A 20,170-nucleotide genomic window follows, 5' to 3' on the forward strand; every position below is an offset into this window, starting at 1 on the left:
TCACTCCATGCTGCAGAAGCTGTGGCAGACGCGGTCGCGGACGATGACGTCGGGACACTCCGGGTCGAACCACCGGTCCACGTACGCCCAGTGGATCGGATGCATGAGGTAGGGCCCCGTCAGGCCGTCGAGGTCGCGAAATTCCTGTTCGAAGACGTGCGTCCACGGTGAGACGCCGACCGCCGCATCGACGCGGCTGAGCTGCCATGTGCCGATGGAGGTGACATAGCGCGGGAGCAACCGCAGATCGTCCTCGAACCGCGCCACGGTGGCCTCGTCGATGTCCGGTTGCACCCGCAGCAGCAGTGTCCGGTAGACGGTGGCAGAGATGTCCCGGGCAGCGACCGGTTCGCCGGTGTAGTTGGCGCCGTTGACCCGGCTGACCTCCTGGCACCCGAGCACTGAATCGAATGACGCTGCCACCGAAGACCACTCGGGCTCGTCGCGGAACCGCAGATGTATGAGGATGTCACCGCCGTTGCGCACGCCGGGAAGCGTCGGCTGCACCAAGGCCGAGGCCGCACCGCTGGCTGCCGACGCTTCGCGCAGGTCACCCAGCAGACGGTCGCGTTCGGGCGATCCGACCGTGTCGATCAGACGGATGACGTTATACATCGCACAAGCCGTCCACGTCCGCTGCGGCGGCGGCAACGCTACGGGTCCGTTCGACGACGAGTTCGGCGACGCCATCCCACCACGGTCCGACCGTCGGGTCGGGCCTGCCCTTCCATGTCATCTCCCACCACGCCTGAGGGCTCGGCAGGGACCACGTCACGGTGATCACGTTGGATTGGTCGTCGAACCAGATCGGCGGGCTGACGAGCACGTCGCGAAGCGTCATCCCGCGATCGCGTGCGCCCGGAGCGTATTCGGCCAGATAGATGTCGACGAAGCGCCTTGCGCATCCCGGCCGGGTGATGACCCGGTCGATGACGAACACCTCACCGTCGGCCATGGCTCGAGATTATGGTCACTGCGCCAGCGGCGACGAGGATGCTCCCGGCCATCGGGACGACACCGTTGACCACCGCCGTGCCGCGGAGCACCGTTGTCCGATGACCGTTGAGACGCTGGACCCGTTCGCGCCGGCCCGGCTCGGTCCGGTGAAGCTGCGCAACCGGGTCATCAAGGCCGCGACGTCGGAGGGCCGCTCGCCCGACGGCATGGTCACCGACGACCTGATCGATTTTCACGTCGCGTTCGGCAAGGGCGGCGTGGGCATGACGACGGTCGCGTACTGCTGCGTCTCGAAGGAGGGCGCCAGCGCGCCCGGCCAGATCGTGATGAGCCCGGCGGCGCTTCCCGGACTGCGCAGGCTCACCGACGCCGTGCACGCCACCGGTGCGGCGATCTCGGCGCAGCTCGGCCACGCCGGCGTCGTCGCGCCGAAGAAGCTGACCGGCGTCACCGCGGTGGCGCCCAGCCGGTTCATCAACCCGACCTCCTTCGCTTACTGTCGCGAGATCACTCGCGACGAGATCCGCGGCGTGATCGAACAATTCGCCGCCGCGGCGCAGGTGGCCGTCGACGCGGGCTTCGACGCCGTCGAACTGCACTTCGGTCATCTCTACCTGCCGAGCTCGTTCCTGAGCGCGCGGATCAACCGCCGCAAGGATGCCTACGGCGGTTCGATCGACAACCGGTCACGGTTGGTCCGCGAAATCGCGACCAGGGTCAAAGACGTCGTGCAGGACCAGATCGCGGTCATCGCCAAACTCGACATGGACGACGGGCTGCCCGGCAGCATCTGGATCGACGAGGCCCTGCGGACCGCGCAGCTGCTCGACGCCGACTCCGCGCTGGACGCCATCGAGCTCACCCAGGGCTCGTCGGTCTACAAACCGATGTACCTGTTCCGGGGCGACGTCCCGGTCAAGGAGTTCGCCGCGGTGATGCCGTCCGCGTTGCGGCCCGGCGTCCGCCTCGCCGGCAAGCGGGTGATGGGCAGTTATCCGTACCGAGATCTCTACATGCTCGAGGCGGCGCGGCAGTTCGTGCCGGTGGTCCGCAACACCAGACTGATTCTGCTGGGCGGCATCACGAACTACGAGCACCTCCAGACGGGCCTGCGCGAGGGCTTCGACTTCATGGCGATGGGCAGGGCGCTGCTTCGCGAACCCGGTCTGGTCAACGCGATGATCGCCGACCAGGACACTCGCAGTCGCTGCAACCACAACAACAAGTGCATGGTCACGGTGTTCGGCCGGACCCACTGCGTGCTCGACCCGCACCAGCGCTACGGGCCGGTGCCGAAGGTCTAGTTCGAGGGACTCACAACAACTTCGCGAGTTCTTGCGTGGCTTGGCGTCGCGCCTCGTGAGCGATGTCGAGCATGGGCATCGTCATGAAACCGTGGATTCCGCCGTCGAAGGTGCACCGTGTCACGGGAACACCCGCGGCTTCCAACATGTCGGCGTAGGCGACGCCCTCGTCTCGCAGCGGATCGTGACCCGCGATCACCACCACGGCCGGCGGCAGCCCGTCCAGCCGAGCCTGCAGCGGCGACGCGTACGGGTCGCTGCGATCGACGTGCGACGGCACGTACTGGTCCCAGTACCACTGCAGTGCCGGGCGAGGGTTGTAGAAGCCCTTGCCGTATAACCGGTATGACTCGGTGTCGAAGTCCGCGGCGATCATCGGGTAGATCAGCAACTGGGCGGCCAACGTCGGCCCGCCGCGGTCTCGCGCCATCAGGGCGGTGACTGCCGCCAGATTGCCCCCCGCGCTGTCGCCCGCCACTGCCACACGGCTGGGGTCTGCGCCGAGTTCCGCGGCGTGCTCGGTGGCCCAGCGTGTCACGGCGTACACATCCTCTGCCGCGGCGGGCCACCGATGCTCAGGTGCGAGCCGGTAGCCCACCGAGACAATCACTGCCGGAAGGAGGTTCGCTAGGTTACGGCAGAGCCCGTCGTGGCTGTCGAGGTCGCAGAACACGAAGCCGCCACCGTGCGCGTACACCACAAGGGGCAGCGGAACCTCCGATGCCGGCCGGTAGACCCGTACGGTGATCGGGCCGTCACCTCCGGAAACGGTGGAATCGCTGACGGATCCGACGGCTTCGGGCTCTGCAGGAGGGACGAAGCGCGATCGGATCGTGGCTCGCGCCTGCGCGCCGGACATCGTGTGCACGGGCGGAAAGCCCTCGTCCAGCGCCCCGATCAAGGGGGCGATCTGCGGATCGAGGTTCATGCGTACTGCAGCACCGGTTCGCGGACCGGTGCCGGCCGCAGCGCAGGCACATTCCGCAGCGGCCGCGCCTGCTGCAGCGTGGGCGCGACCCGCTGGGGGCCGTCCTCGGCGTTGCGCCACACCGCCATCGCCGTCATCCGTACCGGTGCGACGAGGCGCTGATCGAACTTCATGCGGTTCATCGGGCCGCACACCGATACGGCCGCGACCGCTTCACCCTGCTCGCCGATGGGCGCTGCAACGCAGCCGAATCCGGCCAGAGCTTCCTCGCGGTCGAACGCGATGCCGTGCGAGCGCACCTTGGCGAGCTCGGTACGCAACTGCGCGGGTGATCCGATGGAGTACTTGGTGCGGCGGCTCGTCAGGTCGATCGTGTCGTAATCCAGTTCGGGTACCGAAGCCAGCAATGCCTTGCCAAGCGCCGAACAGTGCGCGGGGTGACGTCCGCCGACCCGACTGGGAATGGCCGCGGCGAGCCCGTCCCCGATCTTCTCGAGATACACGAGATCGGCACCGTCGAGGACGGCGAGATGGACGACGAGACCGGTGGCGCGGTGTAGATCGTGCAGCAAGGGCAGCGCCGCGCGATGCAGGCGGTCCTGGTGCACAGCGAGCGAGCCCAGCTCGATCAGCCGCATGCCCAGCTCGTAGTCGCGGCCGTCGCGTCGCAGCCAGCGTAGATGCACAAGGCGTTCGAGCATGCGGTGCGCCGAAGACCGGGGGAGTCCGGTGCGGCGCACGATCTGCGCCAAGGTCAGCCGACCCGGCCCGTCGAACGCGTCAAGAACCAGCGATACGCGATCGAGGACGGCACTGGGGGTTTCGACGGGTGTTGTCATGGGGCCTCCGGAGGGGCAGCTGCCACAGGCAGACGATATTTCTAATAGGAATATGCCTATTTGTAGCATGGAGTGTGCGGGGTGTCACACGAACACCCGAATTTGCTCTCGGACACGTCGCTGACCTGCAGAGATTCGGGGTACCGTGCGACACGGCCTCGCTCACGACGGACAGGTCGCCTTGTTCACCACGGGCGGCTTTCGAGCGCCCCCGGCGCCATGGGCCAGGCCGACCCGAGAAGTGAGGACTAGGCGCCCGCCGCGCTGCGCCCCGCCCGCCTGCCGTAGAAGCTGCCGTCGCCCAACGAGATACCGCTGGCGTAGCCCCACGCCGCAAGGCCCGCGGTGCAGCGACCCGCGGCGAACAAGCCGGGGATGGGTTCGCCGCTGACGTGTAACACCTCGGCGTCCAGTGAGGTCAAAAGCCCGCCAAGGGTGAACCCGCCGGTGCTCTCGCGCAGGTCGATCGCGCCGACCGGGGTGCCGATGGGCCGCAGCCATTGCGGCTTCTTGTGAAGCAACGGATCCTCGCCCGCGGCGGCGCCGGCGTTGTACGCCGACACGGTCGCCTGAAGCGAGCCCGACGGCAGACCCATCTCGGATTCGAGTTCGGCGACGGTCTCGCACACCCACGTCGGCGGGCGCAGCATCAGCTGCGGCGACAGCGATGCCATCGCCTCCTCCTGGGCCTTTTCGTCGATGATCAGGAACGCCGTGTTGTCCTGGTGGTACAGGGTCAGCTGCCCGACCCTGCCCGGATAGGTGTCCTCGGCGACGTAGCGCTGGCCGCGGGCATTGACCAGAATTCCGCGGACCAACTGCTGCGGGTCGATGAAGATCGCGACCTCGGTCGCATCCATGTGGGCGAGATCGGCGCCCAGCGTCTGCGCCATCCGGATCGCCTGCCCGTCATGCTGTTCGATGGCGGCGGCGGGCCGGCCCGCGATGCGCGGCGCGTACTGGGCGACCATGGCCTCGTTGTAGGCGAAACTGCCCATCGCGAGCACCACTCCGCGGCGCGCCCGTACCGCGATCTCCTCGCCGTACCGGCGCGCGTACACACCGACCACCCGGCCGTCGGATTCGACGATCAACCGCTGCACGCGAACGTCGTAGATCGCTCGGGCACCCGCCGCGGTCGCCGTCTCCACGAGCGGCTTCATCAGCATGAAGCCGGCACTCGACTCGCCCTGCTTCTTGTTCGACATCTGCGGCAGGTGTCCGCGGGGCGCCGGTTCGGCGATGGTGTTGAACGGGTAGGAGTTCTCGCCGCCGCTGTACATCAGCCCCTGGTCGCCCATCGGCTCCCAGCCCGGCTCGCCGAAGAACTCCGGCTTGAACTGGACGCCACAGCCGACGAGCCAGTCGAAATGCTCGAGGCTGCCGTCGCAGTAGTCGGCGATGCGCTTCTCGTCGGCGCCGGGTCCCATCGCGACGTTGAGGTACGCGGCCATGTTCGCGACGGAATCGTCGAAACCGCAGGCCTTTTGGATGGGTGTGCCACCGCCGAGGTAGATGAATCCACCCGCCATCGACGCGGCGCCGCCCCATGATCCGGTGCGCTCGAGGACCAGGACGTCGGCGCCGGCGCGCGTCGCTTCCACGGCCGCGGCCGCTCCGGCGATGCCGAAGCCGGCGATGACGACGTCGGCCTCCTCGTCCCACCGCGCGACACCGGCCGCCGGCAGTGCAGTGACGTCGTCACTCACGGGCGCATCGCCGCAGGCAGGTCAGACACCCACTCGTGACCCCAGTAGCTGTCCGCGGTGATTTCCTCTGCGGTGTAATAGGTTTCGTCGACCCGCATACCGTCGGTGCCGAACTCGATGTCCCAGTCGCCGGGCGCGCGGACGTAGAAGGACACCATTTTGTCGTTGGTGTGCCTGCCCAGCGTCGAGGACAACTGATAACCGTCCTTGTTCACCCGGTCCAGCGCCTGTCCGACCGCGTCGAGGCTGTCGACCTCCACCATCAGGTGGATCAGACCGGGGTCGCGCAGCGTCATCGCGGGACAGATCGCCAGGCTGTGGTGGCGCGCGTTGATGCCGAGGAACCGGACGCGCAGCGGCCCGAACTCCGGGGGCGTCGGAACGCGAAACGCCCCGCGTGGCTTGAAGCCCAGCACCTCGGTGTAGAACTGGAAGAGCCCGGGCACATCGAGGGCCGGCAGCACGACATGGCCGAGTCCTTGATCCCCGGTGACGAACCGGGCGCCGAACGGCGTCACCACGGGACTGTGGTCGAGTACCGCACCGTGGAAGACCTCGGTGGAGGTGCCCGCCGGATCGTCGAAGGCGATCACCTCCTCGACGCGACGGGCGTCGGCCTCCTCGAGCGAGAGTTCCTCGACTCCTATGCCTGCAGCGTCGAGCGATGCCTTCACCCGGATCAGCGCCGCGTGGTCGCGGACCTCCCAACCGACTGTGACGATCTTGTCGACGTCGCCGGGAACCACGATGATGCGCGCGGCGCGCTCGTCCATGCGCAGATACAACGCACCCTCGTCGGGGCCGGAACCCTCGGCGAAGCCGAGCACCTTGAACGCGAAGTGGCGCCAGCGGTCGATGTCGCTGGCCTGAACCTTGACGTATCCGAGGCTCTTGAGATCGCTCATGGTGCCCTTTCTAGATCATCGCCCGCAGCGGGCCCTGCGGGTCCACACCCAGCGAGCTCAGGGCTGAGGCGTGAAACACCGTGCCGGGCACGTGGATCGCGTGCAGCTGGCCCACATGCACGTCGCGCCAGTACCGCTGCAGCGGTTTGTCCATGCGTGCGGCGTTGCCGCCCGAGCGAGCGAAGATCTCGTCGACTGCGGACACGGCGCGCCACACCGCGCGGATCTGGGTGCGGCGGCCCGCGGCCCGGTCCTCGAAGCTGACCTCCTTGCCCGCGGCGACCATGTCGTAGATGCGATCGGCGTTGGCCAGCAGCTCCTGGCGTGCGGCGTTGATGTCGGCGGCCGCCTCGCCGATCGCGTACATGACGTACGGGTCGTCCTTGATCGCGACGCCGCTCGAGTTCACGCGCTCACGCTGGTAGTCCAGGTGCGCGGCCAGCGCGCCCTCGGCGATGCCGATTGTGGCCGCGGAGATGCCGAGCGGGAACATCGTCGACCACGGCATCAGGTACAGCGGCTCGGTCATGCCGGCCTCGCGCTGGGCGGTGCCGTCCATCACCTTCATCGCGTCCATCGTCCGGTACTGGGGCACGAACGCGTCTTTGACGATGACGTCCTTGGATCCGGTGCCGCGCAGCCCGACCACGTCCCAGGAATCCTCCACGATCTCGTAATCCGACCGCGGCAGGATCATGTGCAGCATCTGCGGCGGCATCAGCGGTTTACCTTCCGCATCGCCGATCATCGCGCCGAGGATGATCCAGTCGCACGCGTCGGTTCCGGAGCTGAACTGCCAGCGTCCGTTGAAGAGGTAGCCGCCGTCGACGGGTTTGGCCACGCCTTGCGGCGCGTACGGCGATGCCATCCAGGTATCGATGTCGTCGGCCCAGACTTCCTCGCCGACACGCGGGTCGGCGTAGGCGAGCTGATAGGGGTGCACGCCCACCACGCCGTTGATCCAGCCGGCCGCGGGGTCCAGGGCCGCGGTCGCCATCACGGTCTCGGCGAATTCGCGCGGAGGGGCCTCGTAGCCGCCGTGCTTCTTGGGTTGCAGCAGCCGGATGGACCCGGCGGCTTTCATGGATTTGACCGTCGCGTCGGTCAGCCGCCCGATCTTCTCGGCCTCTTCGGCCTGCTCCTTGAACTGCTCGGCCAGTTGCATCACCCGGTCGAGTACGCGCTCACTCATGCTGGTGTCCTCACTGTGTGCTTGCCCTTGATGGTCTACCGCACTGGCGACGCGGACGGGACGGAATCCCAATCAGCGGGCGGCATTTCCAGGTCAGTACTCGATGTGAAGGTCGTCGGTGCGCGGTCGGGCCTGGCAGCCGAGTATGAGGCCCTCGGCCAGGTCGGCCGGGTCGAGGATGTCGCAGGTTGCCGTGTCGACCTCGCCGGACACCACGGTCGCGACACACGATCCGCAGTGGCCTTCGCGGCACGAGTGCGGAGCATCGATCCCGGCGTCGAGCATCACCTCGACCAGCGACTTGTCGCGAGGCCAGCGGAGGCGGTGCTGGATTCCGTCCAGCTCGACGCACACGGTGGCATCGACGCGCGTGCCGCCGGCCCGGGTCGAAGACATGTAATGATCCTGAGGGCTCCGCGGAGATCGCGTCGAGACGCCCGTCCGGTGGTCGGAACGGCGTCTACCCGATGTCCGGTCATCGGGAAACCGGCGGGGCGCCCGCGGCCCTACGGCCTACCGTAGCTCCGTGGGTATCTCCGAGCAGCGGTCGAGCGTGGATGCGGTGGTGGTGGGCGCTGGCTTCGCCGGTCTGTACGCCCTGCACAAGCTGCGGTCGCAGGGGTTGACGGTGCGGGTGTTCGAGGCGGCGCCGGAGGTCGGGGGAACCTGGTACTACAACCGCTATCCGGGGGCGCGTTGCGACGTCGAGAGTGTCGACTACTGCTACTCGTTCGATCCCGAACTCGAGCAGGAGTGGGACTGGTCGGAGAAGTACGCCACCCAGGCCGAGATTCTGCGCTACCTGAACTGGGTCGCCGACAGGCTCGACCTGCGCGACGGCATCACGTTCAACACCCGGGTCGCCTCGGCGGTGCTCGACGAAGAGAACCTGACCTGGACGGTGAGCACCGACGGCGGCGAGGTTGTCTCCGCCCGCTTCTGTGTGATGGCGACCGGCCCGCTGTCCGCGGCGCTGACGCCCGACTTTCCCGGCCTCGAGGACTATGCGGGCGACCTCTACCACACCGCGCACTGGCCGCACGAACCCGTCGATTTCACCGGAAAGCGGGTCGCGGTGATCGGTACAGGTTCGTCGGGAATCCAGTCCATTCCGGTCATCGCCGAACAGGCCGATCGGCTCTATGTGTTTCAGCGGACACCGAATTACAGTGTGCCCGCCGGTAATCGCCCGTTGACCGACGAGGATCGAGCCCAGATCAAGGCCACGTACGCCGAACGCCGACGACTGTCGTGGCGCAGCGGCGGTGGTTCACCGCACGTCACTCATCCAAAACCCACGATGGAGGTCACGCCCGAAGAGCGTCGGGCGGCGTTCGAGAAGCGCTGGGAACTCGGGGGTGTGCTGTTCTCGAAGACGTTTGGCGATCAGATGATCGACATGGCCGCCAACGACGAAGCGCGGAAGTTCTACGAGGAGAAGGTGCGCGCGGTGATCGACGACCCCGAAGTCGCCGAACTCCTCATCCCCAATGACCATCCCATCGGCACCAAGCGAATCTGCACCGACACCAACTACTTTCAAACGTTCAACGAGGCGCACGTGAGCCTGGTCAGCGTGCGAAAGACACCCATCACGTCCATCGACGCCGACGGGATCAACACCACCGACGCCCGTTACGACGTGGACGCGATCGTGCTCGCCACCGGCTTCGACGCGATGACCGGTGCGCTGGCCAAGATCGACATAGTCGGCCGCGGCGGTCAGAGTCTGCGCGACGACTGGGCAGACGGTCCGCGTACCTACCTGGGCCTCGGTGTGGACGGCTTTCCGAACCTGTTTCTGGTGTCGGGTCCCGGCGCCCCTGCAGTGCTGGCGAACATGGTGCTGCATGCCGAGGCGAACGTGAACTGGATCGCCGAGGCGATCGCGCATCTCGACGGGCACGGCCACGCCGCGATCGAGGCCACCTCTGATGCCGTGGACAACTGGCTCGCCGAATGCAACCGCCGCGCGGAAGCGACACTGTTCCCGATGGCCAACTCCTGGTACGTGGGCGCCAACGTGCCGGGCAAACCGCGCGGATTCATGTTGTTCATCGGGGGATTCGCCACCTACCTCGACATCTGCGCGGAGGTGGCCGGCGCGGGCTACAAGGGCTTCCGTCTGCTGGGAGCGCCTTAGCTGCTACGGGTGAGGAACGCCAGGACGACGCTCTCGAACGCCGCCTTGGCTTCGATCATCGCCCAGTGTCCACAGTCGGGGAATACGTGCAGTTCCGCGTTGGGGATGGTGCGCATCGGAATCAACGCCATGTCTAGGGGGCTCACGCGATCGTCTCGGCCCCAGGTCAGCAGCGTCGGCGCCGCCACCTTGTGCATCAACGCCCACGGCATCGGCACGTCGGCGGCTTTCATCATGGCCATCATCTGAGCGAAGGCCTTCTTACCGTACATGCGTCGCGCGGCCGCAAGGGTTTCCGGATCGCTGGCCAACTGCCAGCGTTCCTCGATCAGTTGCTCGGTGATAAGCGACTGGTCGTAGACCATCGAGTTGAGCCAGTCGACCAACCGCTGCCGGGTGGGATCCTCGGTGAACTCCTGCAGGAGGCGGATGCCCTCGCTGGGACCGGGACTGAAGACGTTGGTGCCGATGCCGCCGATGGTGACGAGCTTGCCGATGCGGTCGGGGTTGTTGATCGCGAAGTTGATTCCGACGCCGCCGCCCATCGAGTTGCCGACGATGTCGACGCGATCCACTCCCAACGCGTCCAGGAACGGTCCAACGGCGCCCTGCGCGGTGATCATCGGATGGCCGCCGAAGTCGTCGCTCACCCCGAATCCGGGGAACTCCAGGATCAAGCAGCGAAACCGTTCGGCGAAGGTCGGCAGCACGCCCCGGAAGTTGCGCCATCCGGTGACGCCCGGGCCGGACCCGTGCAAGAACAGCAGAACGGGACCGTCGCCGGCGTCGTAGTAGCGCAGCACTCCGGCAGGTGTCGCTGTCTCGCGGAGGTCGTTCTCGACACGGGTGAGGAAAGCTGGTGGGTCGGCCACGTGCACAGCCTGCCATGTGCTCTGCACACTTCGCGCGGCGGTTCCACTCACCGGGCCTCCCGGTAAGCGGGACGTTCACTGTGCCACCGCAAATTTCGCTGCGACGCTTGCGTCTCGAGGCAAGGGGTCGTCGCCCCGTGCCTGTGTGGTCACAGTGTCAGGACGGAGTACCCGGCGATGGCGGATAAGGCAGCCGAGCGGTGGTCGCCCGGGCTGCCGCCGATCCGCGGTCTCGCCGGGCCGATGCACGCGGTCGGCGGACTGTTCGCGATGTCGGCTGATGCGGTGCGGTTTGTGTTTCGGCGGCCGTTTCAATGGTGGGAGTTTCTGGAGCAGTGCTGGTTCATTGCGCGGGTGGCGTTGGCGCCGACGTTGTTGGTGGCGATTCCGTTCACGGTGTTGGTGAGCTTCACGCTGAACATCTTGTTGCGGGAGTTGGGTGCTGCTGATCTCTCGGGCGCGGGCGCGGCCTTCGGTGCGGTGACGCAGGTAGGGCCGATCGTGACGGTGTTGATCGTGGCCGGTGCGGGGGCAACGGCGATGTGTGCGGATCTGGGGTCGCGAACCATCCGCGAGGAGATCGACGCGATGGAAGTGCTCGGCATCGATCCGGTGCAGCGGTTGGTGACGCCGCGGATGTTGGCCTCGGGGCTGGTGGCGTTGCTGCTCAACAGCCTGGTGGTGATCATCGGGATCATCGGTGGCTACACGTTCTCGGTGTTCGTCCAGGACGTCAATCCGGGGGCGTTCGCAGCGGGGATCACGTTGTTGACCGGGGTGCCTGAGGTGGTCATCAGCTGCGTGAAGGCGGCGTTGTTCGGGTTGATCGCGGGGTTGGTGGCCTGTTATCGGGGGTTGACGATCTCCGGGGGCGGGGCCAAGGCGGTCGGTAACGCGGTCAACGAGACCGTGGTGTATGCGTTCATAGCGCTGTTCGTGATCAACGTGGTGGTCACCGCCATCGGCATCCGGATGACGACGGGATAGCGATCCGGTGGGCACCACAACGATTCTGCGTACGTCATACCCGCGCCTCACCCGGCAAGTCCGGCGGCCAGTCGACCTGCTGTCCCGCCTCGGCGACCACATTCTTTTCTACGGACGCGCACTCGCGGGGGTGCCGCATGCGGCGATGCATTTCCGCAAGGAGGTCGTCCGGTTGATCGCCGAGATCTCCATGGGTGCAGGCACGTTGGCGATGATCGGCGGCACGGTGGCCATTGTCGGGTTCTTGACGCTGGCCGCCGGTGGCACGTTGGCGGTGCAGGGGTACTCGTCGCTCGGTGATATCGGGATCGAGGCGCTGACGGGCTTTTTGGCGGCGTTCATCAATGTCCGGATCGCGGCGCCGGTGGTGGCCGGGATCGGGTTGGCCGCCACCTTCGGGGCCGGGGTGACCGCCCAGCTCGGGGCGATGCGCATCAACGAGGAGATCGACGCGCTGGAATCAATGGGCATCAGGCCAGTGGAGTATCTGGTGTCCACCCGGATCGTGGCGGGAATGGTCGCGATCACCCCGCTGTACTCGATCGCGGTGCTTTTGTCGTTTGTGGCGTCGCAGTTCACCACGGTGGTGCTGTTCGGCCAGTCCGGCGGCCTCTATGACCACTACTTCGACACGTTCTTGAACCCGATCGATCTGTTGTGGTCGTTCCTGCAGGCCGTGCTGATGGCGATCACGATCCTGTTGATCCACACCTACTTCGGCTACTTCGCCGCGGGGGGACCATCGGGGGTCGGGGTGGCGGTCGGCAACGCGGTGCGCACCTCCTTGGTCGTCGTCGTGTCGGTGACGCTGCTTGTCTCCCTCGCGGTCTACGGCTCCAACGGCAACTTCAACCTCTCCGGATAGGTATGACGGTGACGGACACGCACGAACCACTGCCACCGACCAGCCCGCGCGATGTCGCACGGGCGGTGGCGGGCTTCGTCACGGTGGTGGCGATCGTGGCGGTCGTCGTCGCCGCGATTGCCCTCTTCCGCGGCGATTTCACCAAGACTCAAGCCCTGACCGTCATCGCGGATCGTGCCGGGTTGGTGATGAATCCCGACGCCCGGGTGAAGCTGCACGGCGCCCAGGTCGGCACCGTCTCCGCGATCGAGCCGCTATCCGACGGGCAAGCCGCGATCCACCTCGCGATGGACCCCGCGGCACTGGAGCTGATCCCGGCGAACGTGCGCGTCGACATCACGTCGTCGACGGTCTTCGGGGCGAAATTCGTTTCTCTGGTGCCGCCTTCGGATCCGTCACCCAAATCCTTGCGCGCCGGCCAGGTCCTCGACGCCGACCACGTCACCGTCGAAATCAATACCATTTTCCAACAGCTGGTCTCGGTACTGAGCAAGATCGAGCCTGCCAAGCTCAACGAGACACTCGGCGCCCTGGCCTCCGGAATCAGCGGCCGCGGTGAGAAGTTCGGTCAGACTCTGTCGGATCTCGACACGATGCTCGCGAAGCTGGATCCCAGCTTGGACAGCCTCAGCCACGACATCGCCGTCCTGCCAGAAGTGCTCGACGCCTATGCCGACGCCAGCCCGGACCTGGTCGCGATCATCGACAGTTCGACGCGCGTGAGCGACACGGTTGTCGAAACACAGCAGGATCTCGACAGAATGCTGCTGAGCACCATCGGGCTGGCCGACATCGGCAACGCCGTGCTGACCGCCAACCGACCGGCCGTCACCGAAGTCCTCGAGCTCCTGGTGCCGACGACCGACCTGACCAACCAGTACCATTCCGCCCTGAATTGCGTTCTGGCGGGCATGGCCCCGTTGGCCAAAGCAGCACCGACACCGGTCCCCGGAGTCCTGCTGCTCGACTCCTTCGTGCTCGGCTCCGAACGCTATCGGTACCCAGGGAACCTGCCCAAAGTGGCGGCCAAGGGCGGCCCCCAGTGCGCGGGGCTGCCGGACGTCGGCTACGAAACGCGCGCGCCCTACGTCGTCAGCGACATCGACGCCAGCCGCGCACAGTATGGAAACCAGGGCATCCTGTTGAACTCCGACGCGCTCAAGCAGGCACTCTTCGGGCCGATCGACGGGCCGCCCCGCAACACCGCACAGATCGGCATGCCGGGATGAGTGGTGTGGGCACAGCGATCAAGGTGAGTGTGTTCGGCGCGGTCATGCTGCTGCTGACTGCCGCGTTGTTCGCCATCTTCGGGCAGTACCGCGCCGGATCAACGAACGACTACACCGCCGTGTTCACCGACGTGTCGGACTTGAAATCCGGTGACTCGGTGCGGGTGTCAGGAATTCGCGTCGGCACTGTCCAAGAGGTGTCGCTGCAATCGGACAACACCGTCGCCGTCACCTTCGACGCCGGTACCGATATCGTCCTCACCACCGGCACCAAGGCGGCGGTGCGCTACCTCAACCTGGTGGGCGACCGCTACCTCGAACTCCTCGACGGTCCCGGATCGACGACGATCGCCCCCGCCGGCAGCCGGATTCCCCTCGAGCGGACCGAACCGGCGCTCGACCTCGACCTCCTGCTCGGCGGCTTGAAGCCGGTGATCCGGGGCTTGAACCCCGACGATGTCAATGCGCTCACCAACTCGCTGATCCAGATCCTGCAGGGTCAGAGCGGCGACGTCGAATCGTTGTTCGCCAAGACCGCATCCTTCACCACCGCGATCGCCGACAACGGTCAGACCGTCCGACAACTGATCGACAACCTCGACACCGTGATGGCCACCATCGCCAAGGACGGAGCCAAATTCTCCGGCGTGGTCGACCGCCTCGAGAAACTGATCACCGGCCTGGCCGCCGACCGAGACCCGATCGGCGAGGCCATCATTGCACTCGACAACGGAACCGCGTCGCTGGCCGACCTGATGGCCGAGGCGCGGGCACCGCTCGCCGGAAGCGTCGACCAACTCAACCGCGTCGCTCCGCTGATCGAGAAAGACATTCCGCTGCTGGACGTCTCGTTGCAGAAGACGCCGGCGAACTACAAGAAACTGGTTCGGCTCGGCGCCTATGGAAGCTTCCTCAACCAGTACCTCTGCGGGATCTCGGTGCGGGTCACCGATCTGCAGGGCCGCACCGCCCATTTCCCCTGGATCATCCAAAACACTGGAAGGTGTGGCGAGCCCTGATGTTGAAATACCGTGGCGCGTCGCTCATCCGATCCGGATTCATCGGCGTGGTGTTGATCGTTCTCGTCATCGCCGTCGGCCTACAACCCGAACGGCTGTGGTCATGGGCCACGGCGATCAGATATCAGGCGCTGTTCACGGAGGCCGGCGGCCTGGCGCCGGGTAACGACGTCAAGGTCTCCGGTATCACCGTCGGTTCGGTTTCCGACGTCACCCTGAGCAAGGGTAAGGCGCTGGTGACGTTCACCCTCGACGGAAACGTCCGACTCGGCTCCCAGACCACCGCGCACATCCGCACCGGAACCCTGCTCGGGGAGCGCACGATGACGGTCGAACCGGCGGGCGAGGGTTCGATGAAACCGGCCGACGTGATCCCGCTGTCACGGACCTCGTCGCCGTACTCGCTGACTGAGGCGGTGAGCGAGTTCACCACGAATACGGCGGCCACCGACACCGCATCGGTCAACCACGCCCTGGACACGCTCTCTGAGACCATCGACCGGATTGCGCCGCAACTCGGTCCCACCTTCGACGGCCTGAGCCGTCTGTCTCACTCACTGACCGGCCGCGATGAGTCGCTGGCCAGACTGCTCGAGAGCGCCGCCGACGTGACCGGTGTGCTGTCGGAACGCAGCCAGCAGCTCAACACCTTGATCCTCAACGCCAATGACCTGATGGGCGTGCTCGAATCGCGCCGGCATGCCATCGTCAACCTGCTGGCCAACACCTCCGCGGTCGCTCAGCAGTTGACGGGTCTGGTGCACGACAACGAGCAGGAACTCGCTCCGACGTTGGAGAAGTTGAACTCGGTCTACGTGATGCTCGAGCGAAACGGTGACAACATCGCCAAGGCGCTCACCGGCCTGGCGAAATACCAGGTGACCCAGGGCGAGGCGGTCAACAACGGGTTCTACTACAACGCCTTTGTGGGAAACCTGCTGCCGGGGCCGGCCCTGCAACCGTTCCTCGACTACGCGCTTGGCTTCCGACGCGGTGTGAACGCCGGCCAGCCACCCGACAACGCAGGCCCACGCGCCGAGTTCCCGTTTCCGTACAACGGGATACCGGGAGGGTCACGATGATTGGACGCAAAACGCTTGTGGCCGCAGTGTTTTTCACGCTGGTCGGTCTTCTGGTCGCGGGCACCGCGGTCGTGGTCAGGCAGTCGTTCTTCGGTCCGAGGACCATCACGGCGTATTTCACGTCCGCGACGGCGATCTATCCGGGTGACGAGGTGCGCGTCGCGGGGGTCCGGGTGGGCACCATCGAATCGATCGAGCCAGACGGTGCGCACACGCGGATGCGGCTCTCCGTCGATCGCGACGTGCCGATCCCGGCGGACGCCAAAGCCGTGATCGTCGCTTCGAACCTGGTGTCGGCCCGATTCGTGCAACTTGCGCCCGCCTACGAAACCAGCGGCCCGACGATGCCCGACGATGCGGTCATCGGTGTCGACCGCACCGCGGTACCGGTCGAGTGGGACGAGGTCAAAGAGCAGTTGACTCGACTGGCGGCCGATCTCGGCCCCAGCGGCGACATCTCGACAACCTCGGTCGGTCGATTCATCGACAGCGCGGCAAATGCCATGCACGGCAACGGCGGCAGGCTGCGCGAGACGATCACCCAGCTGTCCCAGGTCGGCCGCATCCTCGCCGACGGCAGTGGCGACATCGTCGACGTCATCGAGAACCTACAGACGTTCGTCACCGCGCTGCGCGACAGCAACACCCAGATCGTGCAGTTCCAGGACCGGCTGGCCACGGTCAGCAGTGTCGTCGACGCGAGCAGATCCGAGCTCGACGCAGCACTGACCCATCTGGCCGAAGCGGTCGGGGAGGTACAACGTTTCGTCGCCGGCTCCCGGAACCAGACGGCCGAGCAGATCCAGCGGCTCGCCGAGGTCACCCAGAACCTCGCCGACAATAGGCTGGCGCTGGAGAACGTCTTACACGTTGCGCCCAATGCCATCGGCAACGGCTACAACATCTACAACCCGGACACCGGAACCATGATCGGCGGATTCGCGATGTCCAACTTCGCCAACCCCGTGCAACTGGTGTGCTCGGCGATCGGGGCGGTGAAGAACGCGACGGCAGACGAGTCGGCGAAAGCGTGCGCCCAGTATCTCGGTCCCGCACTGCGATTGCTCAACTTCAACTATCTGCCGATGCCGTTCAACGCCTACCTGCAGAAGTCGCCGAGCCCGGGCAATTTGATCTACGCGGATCCCGCACTGGCCCCCGGCGGGGCCGGCGGAAGCCCACCGACCCAGGGGGACACACCTGCGGTGTCGGCCTACACCGGAGCGGGTGACATCCCGCCGCCGGCGGGGTGGAACACACCAGCCGGGCCACCCGGCGCCTACGCCCCGACAGGACTGCCCGCTGCGCCCCAGCCCGCCCTGTACCCGGGCGCACCGGTCCCGCCGCAGCCGACGTCGCTTCAAGACATGCTGCTGCCGGCCGAAGCGCCGCCTGCGCCGTCACCCACGGAAGGCCTGCCGCCGTCATGATCTGCACAAGGTCGGTCCGACGCATCATCGCCACGCTGTGCTGCGCGATGATCGCGGTGACCGGATGCTCCTTCGAGGGCGTGAACTCGCTGCCGTTGCCGGGCACCGTCGGTCGCGGGCCGGACGCCGCGGTGTACCACGTTCAGCTTGTCAATGTCGGTTCGCTGGAATCCAATTCGCCGGTGCTCATCGATGACGTCGTCGTCGGCAGCATCGGCAAGATGAGGGTGCGGAACTGGCGAGCCGATCTCGAGGTGTCGGTTCGCCCCGACGTCGTCGTGCCGGCCAACGCCGTGGCGACGGTGGGACAGACCAGCCTCCTCGGATCCATGCATCTGGCGCTCGACCCGCCGCTCGGCGAGGCGCCCCGCGGCAGGCTCGAGCCGGGATCGACCATCGGACTCGACAAGTCCTCGACGTATCCGTCCACCGAGCAGACGTTGTCGTCGCTGTCGGTGGTGGTCAACGGTGGTGGTCTCGGTCAGATGGGGGACATCGTCCGCGAGTTCAACGCCGGGCTCAACGGCCGCGAGAGCCAGATCAGGGATCTGTTGGTGCGCCTGAACGACTTCGTCGGCATGCTCGACACCCAACGTGACGACGTCAACGCGTCGATCGCAGCCATGAACCGGATGTCCGGCACGTTCGCCGCCGAACATGAGGCGATCACCGAAGCGTTGCAGCGCATCCCGCCGGCGCTCGATGTCCTGGTCAACGAGCGCCCCCGCATCACCGAGGCACTGGAGCGGCTGGGGCGATTCAGTGACACGGCAACCGGCCTGATCACCGACACCCGAGACGATCTGGTACGCAACCTCGCCAACCTCGAACCGACGTTGCGCGCCCTGGCCGATGTCGGACCCGACCTGGGCACCGTGCTGGCTTACGCGCCGACTTTCCCGTACACGCAAAGCTTCATCGACCGTGCGATCCGAGGCGATTACATGAATCAGTTCATCGTCTTCGACTTCACCATCCCGCGGCTCAAGAGGGGATTGTTCCTCGGCACCCGCTGGGGACAGGAGGGCGCACCGATGGTGCCCGCACCCGGCGATCCGTGGTATCTCGCCTACACCTACGATCCGCTCAAGGCGCCCATTACCGCTACGCCGACCGAAGTCGCGGAGTTACCGCCGTTGGTGGATTCACCGGCCGACATCGGCGCTGAAGGCGGTAGCTGATGCTGACGCGCTTCGTACGAAATCAGTTGATCGTCTTCACGATCGCATCTGTCCTCGGCATTTCGCTGATGTTCTTCAACTACATGCAGGTGCCGACGCTGCTGGGGATCGGCCGCATCACGGTGAAGTTGGAGTTGGCGGGCACCGGTGGTCTCTACCGGTTCGCCAATGTGACCTACCGGGGGGTACAGGTCGGCAAGGTGGTGGATGTGCGCCCCACCCGTGACGGCGCCGTCGCGACGCTATCGCTGGATACGTCACCGAGAATCCCCGCGGCCTCCCACGCCAATGTGCGCAGCGTCTCGGCGGTCGGCGAGCAGTACGTCGATCTGACGCCCGACAACGCCGATGGTCCCTATCTCGAGGACGGATCGGTCATCCGCAAAGCGCAGACATCCATTCCGCAAGAGGTCGGCCCCATGCTCGATCAGCTCAGCGCACTCGTCGACAGTGTGCCCAAGGACAGAATCAGCGCACTGCTCGACGAGTCGTACAAGGGCCTCAACGGAACCGGCTACGATCTCGGTTCACTGTTCGACTCCTCGGCGAAGATCGTCGGCGACGGCAGCGCGGTGGCCGACCGGACGCGAACCCTGATCGACGACAGCCGTCCGCTGCTGGACGGTCAGGCGCGATCGGCCGACGCGATCCGTACCTGGGCACGCAGCGTGGCAGGCATCACCGGCCAACTGGCGGTTAACGATCCGCAAATCCGTACCGTATTGGAGGTCGGACCCGGCGCGGCCGACGAAGCGTCGCGGCTGTTCGACCAAGTCAAGGCCACCTTGCCCGTGCTGCTGGCCAATCTCACCGCGATCGGCAAGGTCGGCGTCACCTATCACGCATCCCTGGAACAACTGCTCGTGCTGTTTCCGCCCTACGTCGCCGCCACCCAGACGGTCGGGGTCTCGAGCAACAACCCGACCGGGATGGCGTTAGGTGACTTCACGATGGTGATGAACGACCCACCGGCCTGCACAGTCGGATTTCTGCCACCGAGCATGTGGCGCTCGCCCGAGGACGAAACCATCGTCGACACCCCCGATGGGCTGTACTGCAAACTTCCCCAGGATTCACCCATCGGCGTTCGCGGCGCCCGAAACTATCCGTGCATGGGGCAGCCGGGAAAGCGCGCCCCCACCGTGGAGATCTGCGAGAGCGACAAGCCGTTCGAACCGCTGGCGATACGCCAGCATCCCTTGGGTCCCTACCCGATCGATCCGAACATGATCGCGCAGGGAGTTCCGCCCGACGATCGAGTTGACTTCGGCGACCGCATCCACGCTCCAATCGAGGGCACCCCGGCCTCACCACCGGCCGAACCGTCCGGTGCGGACGATCCGGTTGCGACGCCGAGCTCGAACAGGTCAGGCGGACCGGAAGGACCATCGGTTGCCTTCGCCACCTACGATCCGCGAACGGGGCAGTACGCCACTCCCGACGGGATGGTGTTCCGCCAGGGCGACCTCGTCACCCCTGCGGGACCGCGGCCGTGGACGGAACTGTTGACGGCCGGCAGCCGATGATC

Annotated in this window: 19 protein-coding genes; 10 read left to right on the plus strand and 9 right to left on the minus strand. The window is 66.2% G+C overall.

Features of this window, described 5'->3' with window-relative positions; translation table 11 throughout:
• Both ABQE89_RS08950 and ABQE89_RS08955 read right to left on the minus strand, forming a co-directional pair.
• Positions 1–615, minus strand: coding sequence for a Dabb family protein (locus tag ABQE89_RS08950; RefSeq protein WP_448415961.1), 615 nt, complete (start codon positions 613–615; stop codon positions 1–3).
• Positions 608–955: a hypothetical protein gene (locus ABQE89_RS08955; RefSeq protein ID WP_448415962.1), complete on the minus strand. Its 348-nt coding sequence runs from the start codon at positions 953–955 to the stop codon at positions 608–610. Before ABQE89_RS08955 ends, ABQE89_RS08950 begins: the two co-directional genes overlap by 8 nt.
• 100 nt (positions 956–1,055) lie before the next feature.
• Between ABQE89_RS08955 and ABQE89_RS08960 the strand changes: the two genes are divergently transcribed.
• Positions 1,056–2,261: an NADH:flavin oxidoreductase gene (locus ABQE89_RS08960; protein WP_448415963.1), complete on the plus strand. Its 1,206-nt coding sequence runs from the start codon at positions 1,056–1,058 to the stop codon at positions 2,259–2,261.
• Between the two features lie 10 nt (positions 2,262–2,271).
• Here the strand turns inward: ABQE89_RS08960 and ABQE89_RS08965 are convergent, their stop codons facing one another.
• The 6 genes from ABQE89_RS08965 to ABQE89_RS08990 form a co-directional block, all read right to left on the minus strand.
• Positions 2,272–3,189, minus strand: coding sequence for a LipP1 family hormone-sensitive lipase (locus tag ABQE89_RS08965; RefSeq protein WP_448415964.1), 918 nt, complete (start codon positions 3,187–3,189; stop codon positions 2,272–2,274).
• On the minus strand, positions 3,186–4,028 hold the full coding sequence (locus ABQE89_RS08970; RefSeq protein ID WP_448415965.1) for an IclR family transcriptional regulator: 843 nt from the start codon (positions 4,026–4,028) through the stop codon (positions 3,186–3,188). Before ABQE89_RS08970 ends, ABQE89_RS08965 begins: the two co-directional genes overlap by 4 nt.
• 248 nt (positions 4,029–4,276) lie before the next feature.
• The gene (locus ABQE89_RS08975; protein WP_448415966.1) at positions 4,277–5,737 is read right to left on the minus strand and encodes an FAD-dependent oxidoreductase; all 1,461 of its coding nucleotides are present in this window, start codon (positions 5,735–5,737) and stop codon (positions 4,277–4,279) included.
• Entirely contained in the window at positions 5,734–6,642 is a 909-nt protein-coding gene (gene bphC, locus ABQE89_RS08980) for a biphenyl-2,3-diol 1,2-dioxygenase (protein WP_448415967.1), read from the minus strand. Before bphC ends, ABQE89_RS08975 begins: the two co-directional genes overlap by 4 nt.
• Before the next feature lie 10 nt (positions 6,643–6,652).
• Positions 6,653–7,834 (minus strand): acyl-CoA dehydrogenase family protein, encoded by a 1,182-nt coding sequence (locus tag ABQE89_RS08985; protein ID WP_448415968.1) that lies wholly within the window; start codon positions 7,832–7,834, stop codon positions 6,653–6,655.
• A gap of 93 nt (positions 7,835–7,927) precedes the next feature.
• Positions 7,928–8,230, minus strand: coding sequence for a 2Fe-2S iron-sulfur cluster-binding protein (locus tag ABQE89_RS08990; protein ID WP_448415969.1), 303 nt, complete (start codon positions 8,228–8,230; stop codon positions 7,928–7,930).
• Positions 8,231–8,360: 130 nt separating this feature from the next.
• Between ABQE89_RS08990 and ABQE89_RS08995 the strand changes: the two genes are divergently transcribed.
• Positions 8,361–9,977 (plus strand): flavin-containing monooxygenase, encoded by a 1,617-nt coding sequence (locus ABQE89_RS08995; RefSeq protein WP_448415970.1) that lies wholly within the window; start codon positions 8,361–8,363, stop codon positions 9,975–9,977.
• Here the strand turns inward: ABQE89_RS08995 and ABQE89_RS09000 are convergent.
• A complete protein-coding gene (locus tag ABQE89_RS09000; protein WP_448415971.1) occupies positions 9,974–10,849 on the minus strand; it encodes an alpha/beta fold hydrolase in 876 nt (291 codons plus the stop codon). The genes ABQE89_RS08995 and ABQE89_RS09000 overlap by 4 nt on opposite strands.
• A 177-nt stretch (positions 10,850–11,026) precedes the next feature.
• Here ABQE89_RS09000 and ABQE89_RS09005 point away from each other — a divergent pair, with 177 nt between their 5' ends.
• The 8 genes from ABQE89_RS09005 to ABQE89_RS09040 are packed head-to-tail and all read left to right on the plus strand — an operon-like array spanning position 11,027 to position 20,168.
• On the plus strand, positions 11,027–11,836 hold the full coding sequence (locus ABQE89_RS09005) for an MlaE family ABC transporter permease (protein ID WP_448415972.1): 810 nt from the start codon (positions 11,027–11,029) through the stop codon (positions 11,834–11,836).
• Between the two features lie 7 nt (positions 11,837–11,843).
• Positions 11,844–12,701, plus strand: a complete 858-nt coding sequence (locus tag ABQE89_RS09010; protein ID WP_448415973.1) for an MlaE family ABC transporter permease — start codon at positions 11,844–11,846, stop codon at positions 12,699–12,701.
• Between the two features lie 2 nt (positions 12,702–12,703).
• A complete protein-coding gene (locus ABQE89_RS09015) occupies positions 12,704–13,930 on the plus strand; it encodes an MCE family protein (protein ID WP_448415974.1) in 1,227 nt (408 codons plus the stop codon).
• The gene (locus ABQE89_RS09020; RefSeq protein WP_448415975.1) at positions 13,927–14,949 is read left to right on the plus strand and encodes an MCE family protein; all 1,023 of its coding nucleotides are present in this window, start codon (positions 13,927–13,929) and stop codon (positions 14,947–14,949) included. Before ABQE89_RS09015 ends, ABQE89_RS09020 begins: the two co-directional genes overlap by 4 nt.
• Complete coding sequence (locus tag ABQE89_RS09025; RefSeq protein ID WP_448415976.1) at positions 14,949–16,031, plus strand: MCE family protein; 1,083 nt, start codon at positions 14,949–14,951, stop codon at positions 16,029–16,031. The genes ABQE89_RS09020 and ABQE89_RS09025 overlap by 1 nt, the downstream gene beginning before the upstream one ends.
• Complete coding sequence (locus tag ABQE89_RS09030) at positions 16,028–17,461, plus strand: MCE family protein (protein ID WP_448415977.1); 1,434 nt, start codon at positions 16,028–16,030, stop codon at positions 17,459–17,461. Before ABQE89_RS09025 ends, ABQE89_RS09030 begins: the two co-directional genes overlap by 4 nt.
• Positions 17,458–18,642 (plus strand): MCE family protein, encoded by a 1,185-nt coding sequence (locus ABQE89_RS09035; RefSeq protein ID WP_448415978.1) that lies wholly within the window; start codon positions 17,458–17,460, stop codon positions 18,640–18,642. The genes ABQE89_RS09030 and ABQE89_RS09035 overlap by 4 nt, the downstream gene beginning before the upstream one ends.
• A complete protein-coding gene (locus ABQE89_RS09040; protein ID WP_448415979.1) occupies positions 18,642–20,168 on the plus strand; it encodes an MCE family protein in 1,527 nt (508 codons plus the stop codon). The genes ABQE89_RS09035 and ABQE89_RS09040 overlap by 1 nt, the downstream gene beginning before the upstream one ends.
• Positions 20,169–20,170 lie beyond the last annotated feature (2 nt).

The organism is Mycolicibacterium sp. XJ1819, from assembly GCF_053483675.1.

What these genes read in the sequence shown, in the direction of transcription:
- ABQE89_RS09025 (WP_448415976.1), top strand. Translation starts at nt 14,949, where the DNA reads ATGTTGAAATACCGTGGCGCGTCGCTCATCCGATCCGGATTCATCGGC.
- ABQE89_RS08955 (WP_448415962.1), bottom strand. Translation starts at nt 955, where the DNA reads ATGGCCGACGGTGAGGTGTTCGTCATCGACCGGGTCATCACCCGGCCG.
- ABQE89_RS09005 (WP_448415972.1), top strand. Translation starts at nt 11,027, where the DNA reads ATGGCGGATAAGGCAGCCGAGCGGTGGTCGCCCGGGCTGCCGCCGATC.
- ABQE89_RS08965 (WP_448415964.1), bottom strand. Translation starts at nt 3,189, where the DNA reads ATGAACCTCGATCCGCAGATCGCCCCCTTGATCGGGGCGCTGGACGAG.
- ABQE89_RS08960 (WP_448415963.1), top strand. Translation starts at nt 1,056, where the DNA reads ATGACCGTTGAGACGCTGGACCCGTTCGCGCCGGCCCGGCTCGGTCCG.
- ABQE89_RS08970 (WP_448415965.1), bottom strand. Translation starts at nt 4,028, where the DNA reads ATGACAACACCCGTCGAAACCCCCAGTGCCGTCCTCGATCGCGTATCG.
- ABQE89_RS09040 (WP_448415979.1), top strand. Translation starts at nt 18,642, where the DNA reads ATGCTGACGCGCTTCGTACGAAATCAGTTGATCGTCTTCACGATCGCA.
- ABQE89_RS08950 (WP_448415961.1), bottom strand. Translation starts at nt 615, where the DNA reads ATGTATAACGTCATCCGTCTGATCGACACGGTCGGATCGCCCGAACGC.
- ABQE89_RS09035 (WP_448415978.1), top strand. Translation starts at nt 17,458, where the DNA reads ATGATCTGCACAAGGTCGGTCCGACGCATCATCGCCACGCTGTGCTGC.
- bphC (WP_448415967.1), bottom strand. Translation starts at nt 6,642, where the DNA reads ATGAGCGATCTCAAGAGCCTCGGATACGTCAAGGTTCAGGCCAGCGAC.
- ABQE89_RS09015 (WP_448415974.1), top strand. Translation starts at nt 12,704, where the DNA reads ATGACGGTGACGGACACGCACGAACCACTGCCACCGACCAGCCCGCGC.
- ABQE89_RS09020 (WP_448415975.1), top strand. Translation starts at nt 13,927, where the DNA reads ATGAGTGGTGTGGGCACAGCGATCAAGGTGAGTGTGTTCGGCGCGGTC.
- ABQE89_RS08990 (WP_448415969.1), bottom strand. Translation starts at nt 8,230, where the DNA reads ATGTCTTCGACCCGGGCCGGCGGCACGCGCGTCGATGCCACCGTGTGC.
- ABQE89_RS09030 (WP_448415977.1), top strand. Translation starts at nt 16,028, where the DNA reads ATGATTGGACGCAAAACGCTTGTGGCCGCAGTGTTTTTCACGCTGGTC.
- ABQE89_RS08985 (WP_448415968.1), bottom strand. Translation starts at nt 7,834, where the DNA reads ATGAGTGAGCGCGTACTCGACCGGGTGATGCAACTGGCCGAGCAGTTC.